The organism is Microcoleus sp. S1D4 (assembly GCF_036700765.1).
Lineage (GTDB): Bacteria > Cyanobacteriota > Cyanobacteriia > Cyanobacteriales > Microcoleaceae > Microcoleus.
Window position 1 is genome coordinate 331056 of the sequence record NZ_JAUBPP010000002.1, and the last position, 19853, is coordinate 350908.

17 protein-coding genes are annotated in these 19853 nt (G+C 46.3%); 12 read left to right on the forward strand and 5 right to left on the reverse strand.

The window, feature by feature from the left end; all coding sequences use genetic code 11:
* Positions 1-359 precede the first annotated feature (359 nt).
* The 4 genes from QT998_RS03730 (at position 360) to QT998_RS03745 (ending at position 2295) form a co-directional block, all read left to right on the forward strand.
* Positions 360-1379: an outer membrane protein gene (locus QT998_RS03730; RefSeq protein WP_333093084.1), complete on the forward strand. Its 1020-nt coding sequence runs from the start codon at positions 360-362 to the stop codon at positions 1377-1379.
* Between the two features lie 187 nt (positions 1380-1566).
* A complete protein-coding gene (locus QT998_RS03735; RefSeq protein ID WP_333093085.1) occupies positions 1567-1830 on the forward strand; it encodes a hypothetical protein in 264 nt (87 codons plus the stop codon).
* Positions 1831-2070: a type II toxin-antitoxin system VapC family toxin gene (locus QT998_RS03740; RefSeq protein WP_333114189.1), complete on the forward strand. Its 240-nt coding sequence runs from the start codon at positions 1831-1833 to the stop codon at positions 2068-2070.
* Between the two features lie 36 nt (positions 2071-2106).
* Positions 2107-2295 (forward strand): hypothetical protein, encoded by a 189-nt coding sequence (locus QT998_RS03745; RefSeq protein ID WP_333114192.1) that lies wholly within the window; start codon positions 2107-2109, stop codon positions 2293-2295.
* Here QT998_RS03745 and QT998_RS03750 read toward each other — a convergent pair.
* Positions 2286-2438 carry a hypothetical protein gene (locus QT998_RS03750; RefSeq protein WP_333114194.1) on the reverse strand — a complete coding sequence of 51 codons (153 nt, stop codon included), beginning with the start codon at positions 2436-2438 and terminating at the stop codon, positions 2286-2288. The two genes, QT998_RS03745 and QT998_RS03750, sit on opposite strands and share 10 nt — an antisense overlap.
* A gap of 11 nt (positions 2439-2449) precedes the next feature.
* Here QT998_RS03750 and QT998_RS03755 point away from each other — a divergent pair, with 11 nt between their 5' ends.
* The 5 genes from QT998_RS03755 (at position 2450) to QT998_RS03775 (ending at position 12218) form a co-directional block, all read left to right on the forward strand.
* Complete coding sequence (locus QT998_RS03755) at positions 2450-2725, forward strand: hypothetical protein (RefSeq protein ID WP_333093089.1); 276 nt, start codon at positions 2450-2452, stop codon at positions 2723-2725.
* Positions 2718-3059, forward strand: a complete 342-nt coding sequence (locus tag QT998_RS03760) for a type II toxin-antitoxin system PemK/MazF family toxin (protein ID WP_333093090.1) — start codon at positions 2718-2720, stop codon at positions 3057-3059. The genes QT998_RS03755 and QT998_RS03760 overlap by 8 nt, the downstream gene beginning before the upstream one ends.
* Positions 3060-3123: 64 nt before the next feature.
* The gene (locus QT998_RS03765; RefSeq protein WP_333114197.1) at positions 3124-6243 is read left to right on the forward strand and encodes an AAA family ATPase; all 3120 of its coding nucleotides are present in this window, start codon (positions 3124-3126) and stop codon (positions 6241-6243) included.
* Positions 6244-6882: 639 nt separating this feature from the next.
* Complete coding sequence (locus QT998_RS03770; protein ID WP_333114200.1) at positions 6883-10191, forward strand: PAS domain-containing sensor histidine kinase; 3309 nt, start codon at positions 6883-6885, stop codon at positions 10189-10191.
* A gap of 158 nt (positions 10192-10349) precedes the next feature.
* On the forward strand, positions 10350-12218 hold the full coding sequence (locus QT998_RS03775) for an adenylate/guanylate cyclase domain-containing protein (RefSeq protein ID WP_333093093.1): 1869 nt from the start codon (positions 10350-10352) through the stop codon (positions 12216-12218).
* Positions 12219-12333: 115 nt separating this feature from the next.
* On the opposite strand, the gene QT998_RS03780 is transcribed toward QT998_RS03775, so the two are convergent.
* The 3 genes from QT998_RS03780 to QT998_RS03790 all read right to left on the reverse strand — a co-directional run bounded on the left by QT998_RS03780 (position 12334) and on the right by QT998_RS03790 (position 16062).
* Complete coding sequence (locus tag QT998_RS03780) at positions 12334-14418, reverse strand: restriction endonuclease (protein WP_333114203.1); 2085 nt, start codon at positions 14416-14418, stop codon at positions 12334-12336.
* 122 nt (positions 14419-14540) lie between these two features.
* On the reverse strand, positions 14541-15308 hold the full coding sequence (locus QT998_RS03785; RefSeq protein ID WP_333093095.1) for a YebC/PmpR family DNA-binding transcriptional regulator: 768 nt from the start codon (positions 15306-15308) through the stop codon (positions 14541-14543).
* Between the two features lie 115 nt (positions 15309-15423).
* On the reverse strand, positions 15424-16062 hold the full coding sequence (locus tag QT998_RS03790) for a histidine phosphatase family protein (protein WP_333114206.1): 639 nt from the start codon (positions 16060-16062) through the stop codon (positions 15424-15426).
* A gap of 130 nt (positions 16063-16192) precedes the next feature.
* On the opposite strand from QT998_RS03790, the gene QT998_RS03795 reads away from it, so the two are divergent.
* Positions 16193-16528, forward strand: coding sequence for a hypothetical protein (locus tag QT998_RS03795; protein WP_333093097.1), 336 nt, complete (start codon positions 16193-16195; stop codon positions 16526-16528).
* Positions 16516-16806, forward strand: coding sequence for a type II toxin-antitoxin system RelE/ParE family toxin (locus QT998_RS03800; RefSeq protein ID WP_333093098.1), 291 nt, complete (start codon positions 16516-16518; stop codon positions 16804-16806). Before QT998_RS03795 ends, QT998_RS03800 begins: the two co-directional genes overlap by 13 nt.
* Before the next feature lie 39 nt (positions 16807-16845).
* Here the strand turns inward: QT998_RS03800 and QT998_RS03805 are convergent, their stop codons facing one another.
* The gene (locus QT998_RS03805; RefSeq protein WP_333093099.1) at positions 16846-17529 is read right to left on the reverse strand and encodes a class I SAM-dependent methyltransferase; all 684 of its coding nucleotides are present in this window, start codon (positions 17527-17529) and stop codon (positions 16846-16848) included.
* Positions 17530-17862: 333 nt separating this feature from the next.
* Between QT998_RS03805 and QT998_RS03810 the strand changes: the two genes are divergently transcribed.
* Positions 17863-19716: a polysaccharide biosynthesis/export family protein gene (locus QT998_RS03810; protein ID WP_333093100.1), complete on the forward strand. Its 1854-nt coding sequence runs from the start codon at positions 17863-17865 to the stop codon at positions 19714-19716.
* The last annotated feature ends 137 nt before the right edge of the window (positions 19717-19853 follow it).

Here is a 19853-nt window from a genome sequence, read left to right on the forward strand (position 1 = left end):
CAGAATTGTAGAATACTCCGATCGCGCGATCGACCCATCAAGTCAACACAGCGCGGGGGTGAAATCCCCCCTTGGAGTGATTTTTATCAGTTCGCTCTCTAAATTAAAAGTAGCATCTCAATCCGCAGTCCGTTCTTGAATCTAATCAGCTAGAGAGTTGACTGTTCAACGGTTGAGTGCCAATCTAGGAACAAGACAAGTGCTATTTGTGTCATTTTTTAGTAAAGCTCTCAACAGGAGCCCTCCAACACTTACACTTTTAATACACCGTTCCTTGAGGAGTGTCTATGAATAGTCTATTTTCCAAGTCTACTTTTGCGCTAATAAATCTTGCAGTTTTAGCAGTTTGTTGCGGTATCATGCCAGCAAAAGCTGAAACTGGAAACTTGCCCGATGTCGGTACAGCAGCAAATGCGACGGCTCAAAATATTGACCAAATTTCTGAGCCTGTGGCAACTTCAGCGGTTAAACCCGATGCAGAAACCATCGCTACTAATACAAAAATTGATTCTATCAGTTGGAGCGAACTAACAACACCGGCAGAGACAGCAGCCTCCGCACCAGCCGCCAATTTGCCAGCATCTGTGGCTGCACAGTCGGAATCTGTAGCAACAACATCAGAAATTGCTGGGACAGAAACAGCAAAAATGGAGTACGCGCCCATTGCTGCCGAGAAACAAAACTCCGAAGAAACACCTAAAATTGCGGATAATAGCGTCAAAGTGCAGCCCAAGGTGGAGATGGGCGAAAAGCTCGATCGCCCCAACTTGGAACTGACAGCAGCAAAGGAAGAAAAAGAAGTCAAAACAGCACGAGAAGTGTTAAGCAATCCTGTCAGCACTTCCGCCAAAACCCTGACAAACCAACCGAAACTTGCCGAAAAACCGGCAGCAGTCTCCGAAACAACTCAAAAAGTAGCTCAAGTCCCCACCATTAGACCGGGCAGAGCTACCCGTTCTGGGCCGAGCTACATCGGCATTGGCGGTAATATAGGTTTTGGCGGAGATTCAGCCCTAGGCGACACTTCATTTGCGATTATTAGCAAAATAGGTTTGACTAACAATTTCTCGGTGAGACCGAGTGTTTTGTTCCGCGATAACTTAACTGTTCTCGTCCCCGTTACCTACGATTTTGTATCGAAAGAAGCTGTCGAAGTCAGCGATGATTTTGTGATTACTGCTGCTCCTTATGCAGGTGCTGGCATAGCCGTTTCTACGGGCGATAACGGTAATTTTGGCTTCCTGCTTACAGGGGGTGTAGATGTACCGCTGTCAAGGAATTTTACAGCCACAGCGGCACTGAATGTGGGTTTTCTCGACGGAACTGATGTGGGATTGTTAGTCGGTGTCGGCTATACCTTCCCGAATATTGCTAGATAGTTTTGCTATTTGAGCAAACGCACGATAAGTAAATAAGCGCGGGGTTGACTGTAGGAATACAGTCAGCCCTTTTTTGATGGTGGAAAATCAACAGCAATCGAGAACACGGCTATTCGGATAACATGGCAATTTGGAGAACACTTAGTTGTATAATAGATAAACTAGCCTTACTAAAAAATAGAATCCTATGTCGCAGGGAATCTTCAACAAAATCCTCAATCAGCTTGACACCCTGGAAGTGCTAGAACTGCAGCAACTAGAGCGCGCTATTGGGAACTCTCTGGCTCAGAAAGAACAAGCTGCTCAACGCACAAGATTTCACCAAGCGCTGTTAACTTCTGGTTTAGTCAAAAAAATCAAGCATTCTTCTTGGACTCAGCAAACACAAAGGCGACTAATTCCGGTACAGGGGCAGCCTGTTTCTGAGACAATTATTGAGGAACGCCGCTAGATGACAATTTATTTTGTAGATAGCAGCGCGCTGGTCAAACGCTACATTAGTGAAATAGGTTCGGGATGGGTTTTTAATTTGTTCGATCCTGCACTGAACAACGATATCTTGATTGCTGGTATTACCAGTGTGGAAATTGTTGCTGCAATTACCAGAAGGTCGCGCGGCCGAAGTATCAATGCGACAGATGCTACAGCAGCGTGCAATCAGTTCAGGAGTGACCTGCAATCTGAGTATTAAGTTGTAGAATTCACCGAAAGTATTATTAACTCTGCAATGGCATTAGCTGAAACCTACGGAGTGCGAGGCTATGATGCTGTGCAGCTAGCAACAGGCTGTAGCATAAATAACCTCTGCACAGCTAACAATTTGCCTGCGATGACTTTTGTATCTGCTGATGGGGAGTTAAATGCAGCAGCAACAAGTGAGGGTTTGATAGTTGAAAATCCTAACAACTATCCGTAAGGTCGATCGCCCGTACAAGAAAAAGCAATTCGCCAAACGCGGAAATTCGGAGGATGAGGTGCAAAATTAACTGCGATCGCCCAGAGGGATTTTTGTGAAAGATATAATGATGCTTGGATCGATCGCACTTTTTCACCAACCACCCGAAAAAATCATGACCAAAACAGAAATCTTAGCAGCACTCAAAAATCTGACAGCAGAAGAACGTCTAGAAATCATCGAAACAGCCTCGCGGATGATGCGCGACGACATAGAACAAAAAGCCCAGCGCAAAGCCGAGAGAAAGCTGAAACTCAGAGCCGCCGCAGAAGCAGCAGTCCCAGATTATATGCCGGGAGGTGCTTTACATGATTTGTGGTCGCCTGAGAGCGAACCATATTTTGAGTCCGAAGAAGAATACCTTAAGGCAGGGGTAAAAACCAATGCGTAAAGGCGAAATTTGGCTGGTTGCACTCGATCCTACTGTGGGCGCTGAAATAGGCAAAACCCGTCCGGTAGTAATTGTCAGCGATGAGACGGTAGGAATTTTATTGCTGGAAGTTATTGTCCCTATCACTGACTGGAAAGAGCGATACGCACAGAGAAATTGGATGGTTCGACTAGAACCCAGCAGCGAAAATGGCTTAATTAAAGTCTCAGCCGCTGACTGTTATCAAGTCCGTTCCGTTTCCCAACAAAGGTTTGTCCGACAACTCGGAACTGTTTCGGAGACAATTATCGAAGAAGTTGCAGAAGCACTGACAATTGTTTTGGATCTGGATTGAATAACTAGCCAACAGCGCACAAATAGTGTTAATTATAGATAGATTGTACGGCGCGACGGCCTAAATGATTCCTATACAACTTACACTCAAAAATTTTCTCAGTTATCGCGAAGCTGCTTTAGACTTTCGCGGCCTGCACACCGCTTGCATTTGCGGGCCTAACGGTGCTGGCAAATCCTCTCTGCTAGAGGCGATCGCCTGGTCGCTTTGGGGCTGTTGTCGCAGCGATACAGAAGACGATATCATTCATATCGGCGAAACTGACGTGCGCGTTGATTTCACTTTTTCCACCGGCGGCCAAATCTACCGGGTGATTCGCAACCGCAGGCGCGGACAATCGGGAAGTTTAGAATTTCAAGTTAGCTTGAATGCTGCTGAAACTCAGGAGGAACTCTGTTTTCGCACCCTCACCGACAAGGGGCTCAGAAATACTCAGCAGAAAATTCTCGAACATATCAAATTAGATTACGATACTTTTATTAACTCGGCGTATTTGCGGCAGGGGCGTGCTGATGAGTTTATGCTCAAAAAGCCGATCGACCGCAAGCAAGTTTTAGCCAACCTCCTCAAACTCGATCGATACGACACTTTAGCCGAACAAGCCAAGGAAAAAGCCAGAGAATTTAAAGCCAAAGTCGAAGTCCTCAAACACAGTTTGCAAACCGTACAAGAGCAACTGCAACAAAAAGAGGCAATCTGCGACGAACAAATTCAATTGCAGCAAGCAACCGATTTGCTTCAGCAGCAGCAGCAAGCCGACACTGCAGAATTGCAGCAACTGCAACTCCAGCACCACAACCGCCAAACTTGGCAAAAACTCCTCGCCGGCCACCAGCAACAGCACTACAATATTTCTCAAGAATGCCGCCGCCTGCAGCAAGAACTCGCTGCGGCCAAACAGCAGGGAAATGAGCTGCAAGCCCTACTCGGACAGGAAAATCAAATAACAGCGGGAATCGCCTATTTCCATGATTTACAAGCCACAGAAGAAGCTCAAGCTGGAAAATTTAAGGTTAACCAACAAGCCCAAAATCAGCGCCAGCAATTACAAGAACAGCAGCGCGACGAACTGAGCTTTTTGCAAAACAAAATTCAGCAGTTACAAGCTCAGTTAGATGTTTTAGAACAGGATGAAAAAGAGGTTCTAGGTGTTCTCAAACAGCAGCCGGAGGTTGACAAAGGACTCGCACAGTTGCAAGCAGTTCGATCGCGCCTCAGCGAACTCGACCAACTGCAATTGCAAGTTTCGCCGCTGCTACAACAGCAGCAGCAAAAGCAACAAAAGCTCGATCGCGCCCGCGCCGGTTTAACAGCCCGCTTAGAGGAAATCAACCGACAGGTGCAAGTTCAGCAGCAGCAGCGACAGCCGCAATTGCAGCAAGAAATCTCCGCCATCGCCAATCAAATTTTGCAGTTGGAAAACAAGCGAGTTTATCAAGAACGAGTCCGCGAAAAAGGCCAGGAAAGGCACAGTTTTCTGGAAAACCTGCAAGCCAAAAGCCGCGACTATCAAACCAGACTCGCCGAAATCGACCAAAAACTGCAACTGCTGCGGAAAAATGAAGGAGAAACCAGCGCAGGCGAAGCTACAGTCACGAATTTTGAGGAAAACGAGCAATCGAATTCGCGTTTGATGGTGCGGGATGCAAATTTTGGCAATTGTCCTTTGTGCGATCGACCTTTAGACGAACACTACTGGAATTTGGTAGTCGCAAAACACCACTCCCAACAGCAAGAAATTTGGAACCAACTGTGGGTTGTGCGCGAACAGTTGGCCGTTTCCGATCGCGAAATTCAAGTCCTCAGACATGAATACCGCGAACTAGAACAGGAATTAGCGCCCTATCAAGAATTGCGGGAACGCCGCAGCCATTTGCAAGCACAATTAGACGGCCTGGATCAAGACGAAAACAGGCTGCAAAGTATGCGTCAAGATGCGGAGGAAATCGAGCGGTTGCTGAGTACCGGCGAGTATGCAGCCGATGATTTGGGCGAACTACAGCAAGTGGAACAGCAACTGCAACAGCTCAATTATAGCGATCGCAGTCACTCCCTCGCCCGCAGCGATGAAAAGCGCTTGCGGTGGGCGGAAATTAAGCAAGCTCAAATCAAAGATGCTCAGCAAAAACTGGATAAAATTAATACCCGCCGCCCGGATTTGCAAACTCAATTAGCCGCCGTACAACAACAGTTAGAACAGCAAAAAAATAGCTCGGAAATTCAGCAGCAAATTCTGTCTTTAGATAGATACATTGCGGAAGTTGGCTATAATTTGGAACAGCACGAACACGTCCGCAGCGAAATGCGCCGGACGCAATTTTGGATCGCTAGGGCCGAAAAATTGCGATCGGCAACTGTGCAGTACCCGCAAGTGCAGCGGCGGATTAATGAAATTGCTAATTCCATCGCCGTGCGCGATCGAGATTTGCAAGCTGTCAGTGCTCAAACTTCCGCGATGAACCAGCAGTTACAAGAACATCCCGATCCAACTGTTCGCATCAGCGCTGTAGAACAGCAAATAAGCCGCCGCCGTCAGCAGTTAGACCAACATTTGGGAAGTCTCGGAAGACTCCAGCAGCAACAGCAAAATTTGGAATCTCTGCAAGTTCAGCTAGTAGCTCAAAAAGAGCAAATGCAAGTTACCAAGCGCCAATATCGAGTTTATCAAGAGTTGGGTCAAGCTTTTGGCAAAAACGGCATTCAAGCTTTAATGATTGAAAATGTTTTGCCTCAACTAGAAGCGGAAACTAATCATATTTTGTCGAGATTGAGCGCGAATCAGTTGCACGTTCAATTTATTACTCAGCGGGCGGCTGCTTCTAAAAAAGCAACTAAGTTGATTGATACTTTAGACATTTTAATTGCTGATGCTCGCGGTACTCGCCCCTATGAAACTTACTCTGGCGGTGAAGCTTTTCGGATTAATTTTGCGATTCGGCTGGCGCTGGCGAGATTGTTGTCTCAGCGGGCGGGTACGGCTTTGCAAATGTTGATTATTGATGAGGGATTTGGGACTCAAGATGCGGAAGGGTGCGATCGGCTGATTGCTGCAATTAATGCGATCGCTCCTGATTTCGCCTGTATCCTCACCGTCACCCACATGGCGCAGCTCAAAGAAGTTTTTCAAGCCAGGATTGAAGTAAGCAAAACTGCTCAGGGTTCTTGCATTAACTTGTCGGTTTAGAATGGTTATATCATTTTCGTTTTTTGATTTTTGCATCGAAGATTAAAGAATACCGGGCAGCATTTTCGTTTGCTTTGTATAGGTAAATAAAGTTCAGTTAGCGCTATTTATACCGATTTTCCAAATTGATGCAACAGTATATGTAGGGTGTGGATACATCGACAATCTCTAAAAAAGAGTGACAATCTAATAGGGACGCACCTTATACATTGGGTGAACGAAACAACCCTCCGTTTCACTCCGCCCAACAATTTTATTGTTGCAACATTTTTTCTAAATGGTATTATTTCCCGGAGATCCACCTCCTATCAAATCCTCTCTTCATCGGAATAGTAAATTCGCTGTTGACTGTTAACATCATGTATGAGTGCAACCGGAATTGATATCACATCGCCCTGCTTAAGGGCAGTAGGGGTCGAGTAGGAGGCAAAAATTCGGGGGGATCTCCGGGCTTAACTGAACCGTATTGTTGTGTGCACGCTCTTCCATTCGCCCGCGCTTCATTTCCCCGTCGGCTTCTAGGGGCTGCTGAGTTTGTTAGGTTAAACTAAAAATAAGACTATAAAATAAGAATACTTCAATCTCTTTAAACTTTTTTATAGTTCTGTCCACTCCTTCGGAGTTTGGGTATTACCACTCATGATAACAGACTCTTTCCACCTGTCTCTCCTAGAACGGGCGATCGCCGCGTCGAGCAACAGCATCCTGATTGCAGATGCTAACAGCCCTGATACACCTATTATTTACTGCAATCAGGCTTTTGAGAAACTGACGGGTTACAGTACCGAAGAAGTTATTGGACGCAACTGCAGATTTTTGCAAGGTGCCGATACCGATCGCGCCGAATTAGACAAACTCCGCAGCAGTGTGCGATCGGGAACAGAAATTAAGGTTGTTCTCAAAAATTACCGCAAAGACAAAACTCCTTTTTGGAACGAATTAACCGTTTCCCCCGTTCTAGATGGCGAGGGGAAATTAACTCATTTTATCGGAGTTCAAAATGATATTACCAAAAGAATTATAGCCGAAACAGCCCTGCAAGAAAGCGAGGAAAGATTGCGGGCGATCGCCACTGCAACTCCCGTTCCTATCCTAATAACCTGTCAGTCAGACAGCACAATATTGTACGCAAATCCCGCCCTAGGCGAAACTTTTGGTTTGAACTCCGAAAAGTTTATCGGCAGCAAAAAGAGCGATTTTTATGCCGACGCGAACGATCGCCATAAATTGCTAGAATTAGTCAAAGAAAAGGGGTTTAGCGACGGTCAACAAATCTGCCTCAAAAAAGCAAACGGCAGTTTGTTTTGGGTAAAAATGTCGATGCGATCGATTAATTTTAACGGTGAAGCGGCAATTTTATCGGCATTTTACGATATTACCGATCGCGTAGAAGCAGAAACAGCACTCAGAGTCAGCGAAGCGAGATTTCAAAAATTAGCCGCCAACGTTCCCGGCATGATTTATCAATTTAAGCTAGCAGCAGACGGAACTGTGTCATTTCCCTACCTCAGTTCCGGCTGCCGCGAACTCTACGAATTAGAACCAGAGGTGCTCCAAAATTCTGCTATTAGCGCAATCGAAATGCTTCATCCAGACGACGCGCCAAGCTTCCACGAATCTCTGGCTGTCTCAGCTAAAACATTAGAACCTTGGCGCTGGGAAGGCAGATTAGTTTTTCCGGGCGATCGCATCAAGTGGATTAGCGGGGCTTCCCGACCAGAAATCGGCAAAAAAGGTGACATTATTTGGGATGGGTTGTTGATCGACATTAGCGATAGCAAACAAACAGAATCAGCACTGTGGCACAGCGAAGCCAGATTTCAAAAAATGGCCGCCAACGTGCCCGGAATGATTTATCAATACTTGTTGCGTGCCGACGGTTCTAATCAATTCACTTATGTCAGTTCCGGCTGTTGGGAACTCTACGAATTAGAACCGGAAAAACTGAAAAAAAACTCAACTTTTATGTGGTCGTTGGTGCATCCAGACGACATAAAACCTTTGTTAGAATCCCTAGCTATTTCCGGGGACAATTTACAACCTTGGACATATGAAGGGCGGATCGTCACCAAGTCAGGAAAATTAAAATGGATTCGCGCCATTGCCCGCCCCGAACTGCAACCGGGCGGCGATCTGCTTTGGGAGGGAGTAACCATCGATATTAGCGATCGCAAGCTAGCAGAAATCGCCCTAGGCGAGTCAAAAATCGCTTTACAACAAGCCAATCAAGAACTAGAAAAGCGCGTCCTACAGCGCACAGAAGCCTTGCACGCCTCGCAAAAAATGCTGTGGTTGGTGATAGACAACATCCCTCAGTTAATCACCTGGAAAAATCGAGATTCAGTTTACTTGGGAGGTAACAAAAACTTTGCCAAAATCGCAGGTTTCAATCATCCCAGTGAAATCGTCGGTCTCACCGACTACGATATGCCTTGGAAGCCAGAAGAAACAGAATTTGTTCGATCCTGCGACCAACGCATCATGGCAACCAACACCCCAGAATATCACATTATCCAGCCGCAACTGCAAGCCGACGGCACCCAGGGCTGGGTGGATACAAATAAAATACCTTTACACGACAATTACGACAATGTAGTCGGGATTTTGTCTACCTTTGAAGACATCACCGACAGGCTTTCCCTGCAAGCTCAAGTCCGGGGTAGCGAGGAACTATTTCGCAAAATTTTTGAAGATGCACCCATAGGGATATACTTAGCCAATTTAGAGAATAACCAATTAGTGCGAGTTAATAAAAATTTCTGCCAAATGCTGGGTTCTTCCGCTGCCGAATTGTTAGGTAAAACATTTATAGAAATTGGACATCCCGAAGATAGAGCCCAAAAAATCCAAGTGGCTGCTGCTCTGTATCGGGGAGAAATTGCCAGCTATCAAATCGAAATCCGCCAGATTGCGGCGACAGGTAAAATTGTTTGGGTAAACGTGACATCTACTCTGATTCGAGATGGCGAAGGAAAACCTCTTTACAAATTAGGGATGATTGAAAATATTACCAACCGCAAAATTTCTGCAGCAGCACTCCAAGCTTCCGAATCTCAATTGAGAAAACAAGCAACTCAATTGCAAGAAGCCTACGAACAACTCCAATACGCTCAAATCCAATTAGTTCAATCTGAAAAAATGTCGAGTCTCGGTCAAATGATGGCCGGGATTGCCCACGAAATAAACAATCCTGCAACTTTTATTCACGGCAATATTTCTCACACCCAGAACTATTTTAACGATTTAATAGAAATCTTGAATCTCTACCAGGAATCCTACCCGTACCCAGATCCTCAAATTGTTGAAAAGCTTAAGGAGTTAGACTTAAATTTTCTCAAGGAAGATTTGCCAAAAATGTTACATTCCATGAGAGTAGGGATAGAAAGAATTAGTAAAATTGTGTTGTCGCTCAGAAATTTTTCGCGACTGGATGAATCAGAAATGAAGTTGGTAGACATTCATGAAGGCATTGATAGCACAATATTAATTTTGCAGCATAAATTGCATCAAGAAAATCCCAAAAGCCGGATTGAAATTATTAAAGATTACGGAAAAATCTCAAAGATTGACTGTTGTGCGGTGCAGTTGAACCAGGTATTTCTAAATATTATCGGCAATGCGATCGAGGCTCTAGAAAACCAACCGCAACCCCGGACGATCGTGATTCGCACAGAAATGAAAAAAGCCGGATTGACAAGCCACAATCAAAGCAAGCTGAGTGAGTGCGATCGCCTTGTCATTTGCATCGCCGACAGCGGCCCGGGAATGACCGAAGAGGTTCGCAAGCGGCTGTTTGACCCGTTTTTTACGACCAAAGCGGTCGGGTCTGGCACAGGCTTGGGGTTGTCCATCAGCCATCAGATTGTGGTAGAAAAACATAGGGGAAGTTTGCAGTGTATCTCTCGACCCGGACAGGGAGCGGAATTTTGGATTGAAATTCCGGTGTAAAGGATGGAAATTTAGCTAAAAGTTTAAATATCTAACTTTTAATGCCCAATTGCCGTCGGTGCTTGAGTTATCGGGGTTTTGAATTAACAACACTCAGAGGCCAAAATTAATCGCATTCAGCGGTGCGCCCATCTGCTGCCCTTATTTACTAGGCAATTATGCTGAAAAAACTACCTTTCTCCTGGTCTCGCTACATTCCAGCCGGGTTGACGCTCGTTTTGGGTGTGGGAATGTCTGCCCTAGCGTTTGCCTTGGTTTGGGACTGGGAAGACAAGCGCCGCGACTACGAAATGAACCGCCGCATAGACGATATTTCGATCGGCATCGAACGCCAGCTAAACTCCGACTTAGACACAGTGCTCGCCCTCAGCGACTACATGAAAGCCTTCAGCGCCGTCGAGCGCTCATCTTTTGCCAGCTTTGTCGGCCGTCCCCTATCCGTCCACCCCAGCCTGCAACTGTTGGCTTGGGTGCCCCGCGTCCCCAATTCCGAGCGGCAAAACTACGAAGCCAAAGCCAGAACCGAAACCGACTCCAGCTTCGAGATTACAGAGCGCAGCCCCCGAGGAGAACTGCGTAAGGCCAGCCAGCGTTCCGAATACTTTCCGGCTTTCTACGTCGAACCAACAGCCGGAAACGAGACAACATTGGGCTTTGACCTAGCCTCGGCCCCAAAAATCAGCGCGGTTCTCGATCGATCGCGCGATACCGGAGAAATGACTGTCACCAGCTACATCGGCCTAAGTGAGGAGAATTTCCCGGAACCCGGTCTTTTGGTAATGGTTCCGATTTACCAAAACAGCGCTAAACCGACTACCCTCGAATCCCGCCGCCAACTGCTGCAAGGATTTGTTCTGGGCATATTTCGAGGCAAAGATATTTTTCAAGCTTCTTTAAAAGGACGCAATACCGAATACCTCACCATTTATCTCGGCAACGAGGCTTCAGACAAGCAAGAAGCACGGTCGCTGTTACCGCTAAGGGGGAACCGAGTTGTCAAAAATCAGGCGGCTTTGAGCCAAATTCAGCATTTTGGGTTGATTTTCCAGCCAGACAGCCAACAAGTGCTGACCGCATCGGCCGCTGCAGAACGCGATCTCCGGTCAAACTGCCCGATTCAAGACGATCGAGACTTGGATCGCAAAGCCTGCCAAAGGCTGGTAAAAATTAGCGGCCGCCAGTGGTCTGTGTACGTGTCAGCAACTGCGGAAATTCGCAAGATTCGCAAGCACTGGCGCTCTTGGGGAACTCTGACGATGGGGATGCTGTGGACTCTGATTCCAGTGACATATATGCTGACAGCTTTGAGTCGCACCGCCCAAATCGAAAAGCTAGCCCGAGAAAGAATTAGCCAAGCCGAAAAGTTGCAGACTGCTTACCAACAGTTGGAACTCGAACAAGGTAAGTCCGAGGAATTGCTGTTGAACATTTTGCCGGCAGCCATCGCCCTGCGTTTGAAGGACAACGAACACAATATCGCCGAAAGTTTTGCGGAAGTAACTGTGATGTTTGCCGACATTGTGGGGTTTACAGAGCTTTCGTCGAGAATTTCGGCGACTGCGGTGGTGGAAGTTCTCAACGATATTTTTTCGGCTTTTGACCATTTGGCCGATCGCCACGGTTTAGAGAAAATTAAGACTATTGGTGATGCTTACATGGTTGTCGGCGGTTTACCTACGCCGCGAGAAGATCATGCCGAGGCGATCGCCAATATGGCGATCGATATGCTGCATGAAATTAGGCTGCTGAGTTTAGAGCATTCGGAACCTTTCAGTATTCGGATCGGCATTAGCAGTGGCCCTGTAGTTGCTGGCGTCATCGGCCTAAAAAAGTTTATTTACGACCTTTGGGGCGACACAGTAAATATTGCTTCGCGCATGGAATCCCACGGCATAACCGGCTGCATTCAAGTCACCGCCGAAACCTACGAAATATTAAAAGATAAATATACATTTCAGAAGCGCGGCGCAATTCAAATCAAGGGAAAGGGATATATGGTTACTTATTTGCTGACAGGAAAAAAATAATTTATGGACGCACGGGCAGTCAGAAACCGGGTTTTTTTCACCAAAAAACGAGTTTCTGCCCGCAGCCTCGGTAAAAACCCGGTTTCTTTGCCTTTATGCGTAAATCCTTTATCCGTTATTTTTTAGCTCGAATCACTAAATCAATTAACTGTTCTCTTCCCCAGAGTTGTACCCCATTCGCTTGAGCCAGTTTATGAGCATTGGATGTAAACATACTGTTTGTAATAACTATCGCATCCTGGGCCCCGTAATACTTAACCGCACTAACCACTTCTTGCACGGCGGAATTTCCCACTTTTCCTTGATAGCGTTTTGCCTGGACAACGGTTTTCTTGCGGGCTTTAGAGAGAATCAAGTCCGCACCAAAATCCCCCGTTTTCGGTGTCATTTCGACCGCATAACCGAGATTGCGGAAACAGCAGGCTAAAAATTCCTCAAACTCTTCTCCCGTCATGCGATCGACCTGATCGATTAAATACCCAATCTCTGCCACTTCTAACCGCGTAGAACCTGCTAAAATCTGCTTGAATTTTTTCAGCAGAATTGCACTCAACTTAGTAGAAGGAGAATGAGAAGATAAGGGGGGAGCTTGTGATTCAGTATCTATTAAATTCGCAATCTTTGGCACGTCTAATCGCCCAGCAACTTTTATGATTTTTTGGAAATTTTGCAGCAGACTCGAACTCAACTTATTAGTAGAAGGAGAATCAGAAGATAAAAAGGGAATTTGTGATGCAGCTTGGACTTCAGTTTGTGCTTCAGTGGGTGGCGATACCGCATCCTCGATCAAAGTTGGCGGGGCTTGTTTTTTCGCTTGCTTTCTTTTGCTCAAAACAGCCCGTTGAATTGTCAGCAAAATTTTCCCCTCTTGTTGATTAATTTCACCGTCAGCCTCGATGATCTCAGTGCATCGCTTTAAAAGTGGTTCGGCAAAGTCAAGTTCGAGTTGTGCGAGTAAAATATCCAACTTGGGAAGCAATTTAGACTTATTTGTCACAGCTTCAATCTCAGCTAAAGTCCTGGGATTTAAATTCGTTGCTTGTAATTCCGGTAATAACTGATCCCATCGGGTAAATTTTTGGCTGGCATAGACGACATACACCAAAATCCAATCCATTACGGTTTGTTGTGCGATCGCTTTTTCTAAATATTGCTCACTTTCCGCTTGCAATACCTCTCGTAAATCTCCCAGCTTAGTTTCGATTTTCGAGGAATCGAGATGCGCCTCATAAAACCGACAAGCACCGTATCCCAGCGCGTAAATCATTGCTGCACTGGCGCTAGCATTAATCACGGCACCCGCCAAGGGAATATTGCTGACAAGGGTAACTCCAGCTTCGATCGCTAAATTGCTACCCAAGGATAAACCGAAAATAGCGACAACTTCTTTTTGGCGATCGCTCGATTGCAAATCCTTTCCATAGGCGGCAGCAATTTGATAAACCAACTCGGCAGATAACGCCGTCATTGCCGCTAAATCCATGCCAGCAAATGCCAAAGCTGCGCCCGGAACTAAACTGCTAACCAAGCCACTTCCTGCCGCTAGCAAGGCTTTTTCCACCATTAAGCGATGTGCGATTTCTTGAGGTTTATCGTGAGGATATTGGCGCTGCAACTCTCGAACTTGCGCCTCGGCATTTACGACATCAACAGCATCTATAGCATTAACTAACCAGTCGATTTTGAACTTTTGGGTCAGTTTTTTCAGGATAGGACTCTGCGAAATAAAAACTAGGGATGAACCAAAAAAATTGGGAACTTGCATTGCTGCACTTCCCGCACTCGCCGCTGCATTCCCCACCGCACTCGCGGTATTAACAAAAATCGCACTTCCAGCAGTGCCGGCTGCATTCCCCACCGCACTCGCGGTATCAACAATCGCACTTCCAGCAGTGCCTGCTGCATTCCCTACCGCACTCGCGGTATTAACAATCGCACTTCCGGCATTCCCTACCGCATTCCCTACCGCACTCGCCCTTGCAGAGACGGCTCCGAAAACGGAACCGAACCAATTGGATTTATCCCCTGGTTTAGCCTGCACCTCCGATTCGGATCGATCCTTGGTTTCTGATACTTCGGTTGCTGACAGAACTTCTTCTGAGTGGGTGCTGTCTCTTTTGCTTTCGTTGTTATCTAGCATGGCTTTAGTGTGGGTTGAGATTTTCAATGCAGCTTTTTCAGCAATGCGTTGGATTGACACTCCCCCCTCGCCTACAGATGGGGATGCGTTTCCTGGTAATAGTGCAGCGCGATCGTCCCGCTGGCGATTTTTCGTCTTTTGCAGTGCCAGCAGGACGCTCCCGATCCCTCATCTTTCAACCATTAAACCATGACCGAAGACATCAATTCATCGCTCATTTCAAAATTAGCCGTCACGCTTTGCACGTCGTCCAAATCTTCCAGTGCATCCATTAACTTAAGGAGCGATCGAGCTTTTTCAGGAGTATCTATTTCCACTGTATTGCTGGGAATCCAGCGAGTTTCCGACTGTAAAACTGCAAAACTTTTTTGTTTCAAAACATCAGCCAACTGTTCCAAATTACCCACGCTTGTAAATACCTCTGCACCTTCAGTATCCTCATCAATTAATATCAAATCATAAGATTCCGCAGCCGCCTCTAGCGACGCTTCAAACAATTGTTCCTCATCAATCGGGCCGCGTACCGTACAAACTCCTTTGTTGTCAAACATCCAGCCCACACAACCTGTTTCGCCCAAGTTTCCGCCATTTTTAGTAAAAGCTTCTCGCAAGTCAGCCGCTGTGCGGTTGCGGTTGTCTGTCAGCGCTTCAATCAGAATCGCAACTCCGCCAATACCGTAACCTTCGTAGCGAATAGCTTCTAATTCCGAACTTCCCCCGGCTAAACCGGCACCTTTGGCGATCGCCCTTTCTATGTTTTCACTAGGAATATCAGCCGCCTTGGCTTTTTCAATAGCAGTCCGCAGTTGAAAATTACCAGCGGGATCGGGAACTCCGCTGCGGGCGGCGACAATTATTTCGCGAGATATTCTAGCAAAAACCTTGCCTTTAGCGGAATCAACTCTCGCTTTTTGGCGTTTAATAGTCGCCCATTTACTGTGTCCAGACATACTGATTTAAGATTTTGAATTTAAAATGTGCGATCGAGATCAAATAAACCTAAGGTGCGGAGTGTGCACCTTACACACATAGCATAAAATGCGATTTTTTGCACGAATTTCAACTTTAATTAAAGCGAACAACAGCTTGAGTGTCGGTGAGGTGGGAAGTATCGCCATTAAGTGCGATCGACCATTCGCCCTCACCGCGCACCACTTTCACCAAACAGCACAGAGAAGCGTTAATTTCCGTTTCAACACCGCCCGCCAGCCCGATCGCACTTCCCAAAACCGACGCACCGTGACCTACTAATAACATATCCTCGGGAAACTCAGCGGCGAGGCGTTTGGCAGTTTCCCCAGCCCTGTTTAGGCAATATTCGGCTGTTTCTGGATAGTTGGGAATGCCGCGTTTGTAGGAGGGGTCAATTCTGGGGAAACGCGAGCACAAAGCCTCGACGGAGAGGGTTTCCGGCATTTCCGTCATCCATTCGGGATTCAGCCATTCGCACAGTCCCCATTCTAGTTTAATTGACAAATCGAGGGCGTTGGCCACGTGATTTGCTGTTTGGACAGTACGCAGAAAAGGGGAAGCAAAAATGTGAGAAATTCCTTCACCTTTGAGGCGATTGGCGAGTTGTTTTGCTTGAACGTGACCGTCTTCGGAAAGGTGCGGATCGTAGCGGTGTTCTGCGGTGAGAAACCAGTCGGGGTTAACGAAGTCGATGCGGTTTCCGTGGCGTGCGATCCAGACTGTTTGTGGCATTAGTTCTTGTTAAGTTGGCTGCGGGCGATTTCTATTAAAGTCTTTAATTTATTTTACCGTACTGTGCGTTATAATCATCGCAACTATTTGACATTGCGCTAGAATTGAATCAGTCACTCTCTATGATCCAATGGCTCAATCTATAAAGCAACTCCACGCCCAAATTCAGGTCATGCCTAGCGATGCAGTTAAGGCGATCGTGCTTTCATGGCTGAATCTGTCCAACGCTAATCTCAGCGACTTTGAACGCTTAATCGCAGAAATTGTGGAGGAAAATGAGGGATATCAGTGGGGAGAAATTGATACAGCAAACCAGTTTCACCCCCTTAGCGAAGAACAAACCATCGCAAGCAGTCTCTCCGTCTTGGAAGATTACCAGACTAGCAAGATAGGTGTTTCTGGCGATCGGGTTAAGGAATGGGCCGATAGTTTAGGAAGCGATCGCGAATTGCCATGCCCTCAGTAATTTGGACACCCCCAGCCCTAGCAGCACTCGATCGGCATCGCCAATTCCTGGCCGAAACTGACCCCAATCTTGCGGTTAAAGCGATTCAAAAGATTGTAGAGGTGGCAGAAAGTTTGCAGACATATCCACAAAGAGGTGCGATCGTTGAACAAGCCCCTGGTCTGCGCAAACTAATTGTGACCTTTGGGAAAGTGGGTTTTGTTCTACATTACGCTATCCTAAACGATGAAGTCCTAATTTTGCAAATTTATCACGGACGACAACAGCGTCCAACCTGAGTTGTGCAGACGAAAGTTTATAAAGACGCGATTTAGCAGTCACTTGGTAACTCGCAGCATCTTATTTCCGCCTTTTTGAAACTCATAGGGAGCCTCTTGAACTTCCACACGAAAACTTCTATTTTTCAATTCGGCAATAATTGGATTTAAGTGCTCGGATTCCTCCCCGCTAAAACTCTGCAACAGCGGAAATACCCGCACTTCCTTTGCAACCCGACACATTTCTGTAATTGCTTCTATATGAAACTCTTCCGAAAGCAGATGAGAATAAGCAAATAAGAAATGGCTGCACAAAGCTAAATCAAATTGACCGTTCTCGAAAGGTAAAACTGGCAATTCAGCATTTATGTAGCGGCCTTGCTCCAAACCAGAGGGAAAATCTGCTAAAAATTCCTGCATCGCCTTCATCCGCACTTCGCCTAGCTGGTACGGCGATTCAAAATTGTTCCACAAATAGCCGTCTAAATTGGCCTTAACACCGTCAATCACAGTTTGATATGTTTCTTGGATGCGATCGCCAATTTCCACCGCCGTAAACTGATAAACTGGATCGCAAGAAATTACCTTTTTACCTTGGCGAGTCATTTCGGCATTAAAACTCGCCGGGCCGCCCGCACAATCCAGAATTGCTAGCTTGAGATCGGTTGATGTCAGGCTAAACATTCCTATGTATTCATCCAAGCAGCGTCCCCAAGGAATTACTTTATCCAATTTTAGTGACACTTGTCTTTGTCCTGCAGAGAGAATTATTTAACATTTTACCTCAAATCAGGGTGGTTTTTTCCTATCCCCTTTCTGTGGCGGGTTGATTTGTATCGCGAGTTATGTATGAAAAATTTTGCTCAAACGAGATCCTAATCCTGAGAACAGTGGGCGGGCTTTACACTTTCTTTACAAAAAAGGGGCAAAATAGTTAAGTGCGATAGTACAATTTTTATGCTTGCACTTGTGGATTTTGCAGCGAAGCGAGGCTACACTGGACAGCAGGGAAAATAAACTAAAATCCACTAGCTAAATTGCTCTTGTTCAATGGCAGGCTGCAACCAGGAAAGAAAGATGAAACATACCATTCAAACCGCTACAAGTCTGAGTTTGTCAGCACTCCTGGTGCTATTGAGTTCGCTGCCCAGTATAGCTCAGTTGCCTGCCGTCAGAAATCCTGCGCCCGCTAGGAACCCAAACCAACCGAGAGTACCGCCTCCACCACCTCCGGGTTCGAGTTTGCCTTTAGGCAATTCGGGTGCGCTGACACAAGAAGCAGCTTATACTTTAGGCTCGGGCGATCGCATTGCTTTAGATATCTTCGGCGTTCCAGAATTCAGCAAAGAATATCAAGTGTTAGTTGACGGGACGCTCAATTTGCCAATCATTGGCAGCGTCTCAATTCAAGGATTGACGCTGCAACAAGCCGCTAACGTCATTACCAAGCGCTACGAACCCTTCATTAATGTTCCCGTTGTCACCGTGACTCTGATGCTCGCTCGCCCCCTAAATATAGGTATTGCAGGTGAAGTTACTCGCCCCGGTTCCTACAAAATTAATCCCGCCAGAGAAGGAAGCGGAGGAGGAGTAAAATTTCCGACTTTGATGGAAATGCTGCAACTTGCAAAAGGGGTGACGTCAGCAGGAGATATGCGAAACGTCCAAATTCGCCGTTCCCGCACAGGAGGTGCTGAGCAAGTTACTACTGTGAATTTGCAGGATTTTTTAGACACGGGAAATTTGAGCCAAGATGTCACGATCCGAGATGGCGATACAATTTTTGTACCGACAGCAAGTGCCCTCAATACTCAAGAAGTCCGTCAAAGAGCCAGTGCTAATTTTTCCGCTGATATTACTAAACCAATTGGTGTGGTAATTGTTGGAGAAGTGAACCGGCCAGGGCCTTATACTGTATTTGCTTCCGATGTGCGATCGACCAACCAACAAACAGAGTTGAGTTTTGTATCTATCGACCAGCAGCAAGGGGCGGTTGTGGGCTTGCCAACAATAACTAGAGCCCTCAAAATTGCCGGCGGTATCACTACAGAAGCCGATATCCGTCGCGTGCAAATCCGCCGCCAAGTCAAAGGCGGCAACGAACAAACCATCATGGTAAATCTGTGGGATTTGCTGCAAAAAGGCGACTCTACTCAAGATATTTTGCTGCAAGAAGGTGATAGCGTAATTATCCCGACAGCATCTACTGTAGACTTGACTGAAGTTTCCCAAATCGGAAGTACGAGTTTCTCTCCAAACGCGATTAGCATCAATGTTGTGGGGGAAGTAATCAGGCCTGGAGCTTTACTGGTTAAACCCAGTACATCCCTGCACCAAGCTTTGCTGACTGCAGGCAGTTTCAATCAATTGCGGGCGAAAAAAGACAAGGTGGAACTGTTGCGTTTGAACCCCAACGGTACTGTTACTCGCCGCACTATCGATGTGGATTTTGCTCAAGGGTTGAATCCTGACAATAACCCAGTTCTCCGCAACAATGATGTGATTCTCGTAGCGCGATCGGGCTATACCAGGGTAGGAGACAATATCAACAGTTTCTTGCAGCCAGTGATAGGAGTTGCAACAGGGATCAACGCTGTTAGCGGAGTTTTTACTGGGTTTCAAGCAACCATCAACGCTTTTCAAAACTTATTTTTGGGAGGAGATTTTGAGCGAAAAAATCAACTCAGACAGCTTCGCGAACAACGTCAAGACAGACAAGAGCAACGTGAAGACAGACAGCTAGAGAGACAAAGACAAGCTGAAGATAGACAGCAGCAAGCTGAAGACAGACAGCAGCAAGCTGAAGACAGACGCTTGCAACTTGAAGACAGACAGCGACAAATAAATGTTGAAAATCAGCAACTTCAACTTCAGCAGCAACAACTTCAGCTACAGCAAATGCAGCCACAAACTACGACCACTACTCCTTGATATCATCTTCGGTAAAATGACCTAAGTTTGTAAACTTTTGAGGACTGAAGTCTTCGCTACAAACTAATTTGAATTTGATTGTGGTTTTGAATTTCGGGTACCCGAATAAGAAAGTCCGCGCCTGCGGACTTTAAAAC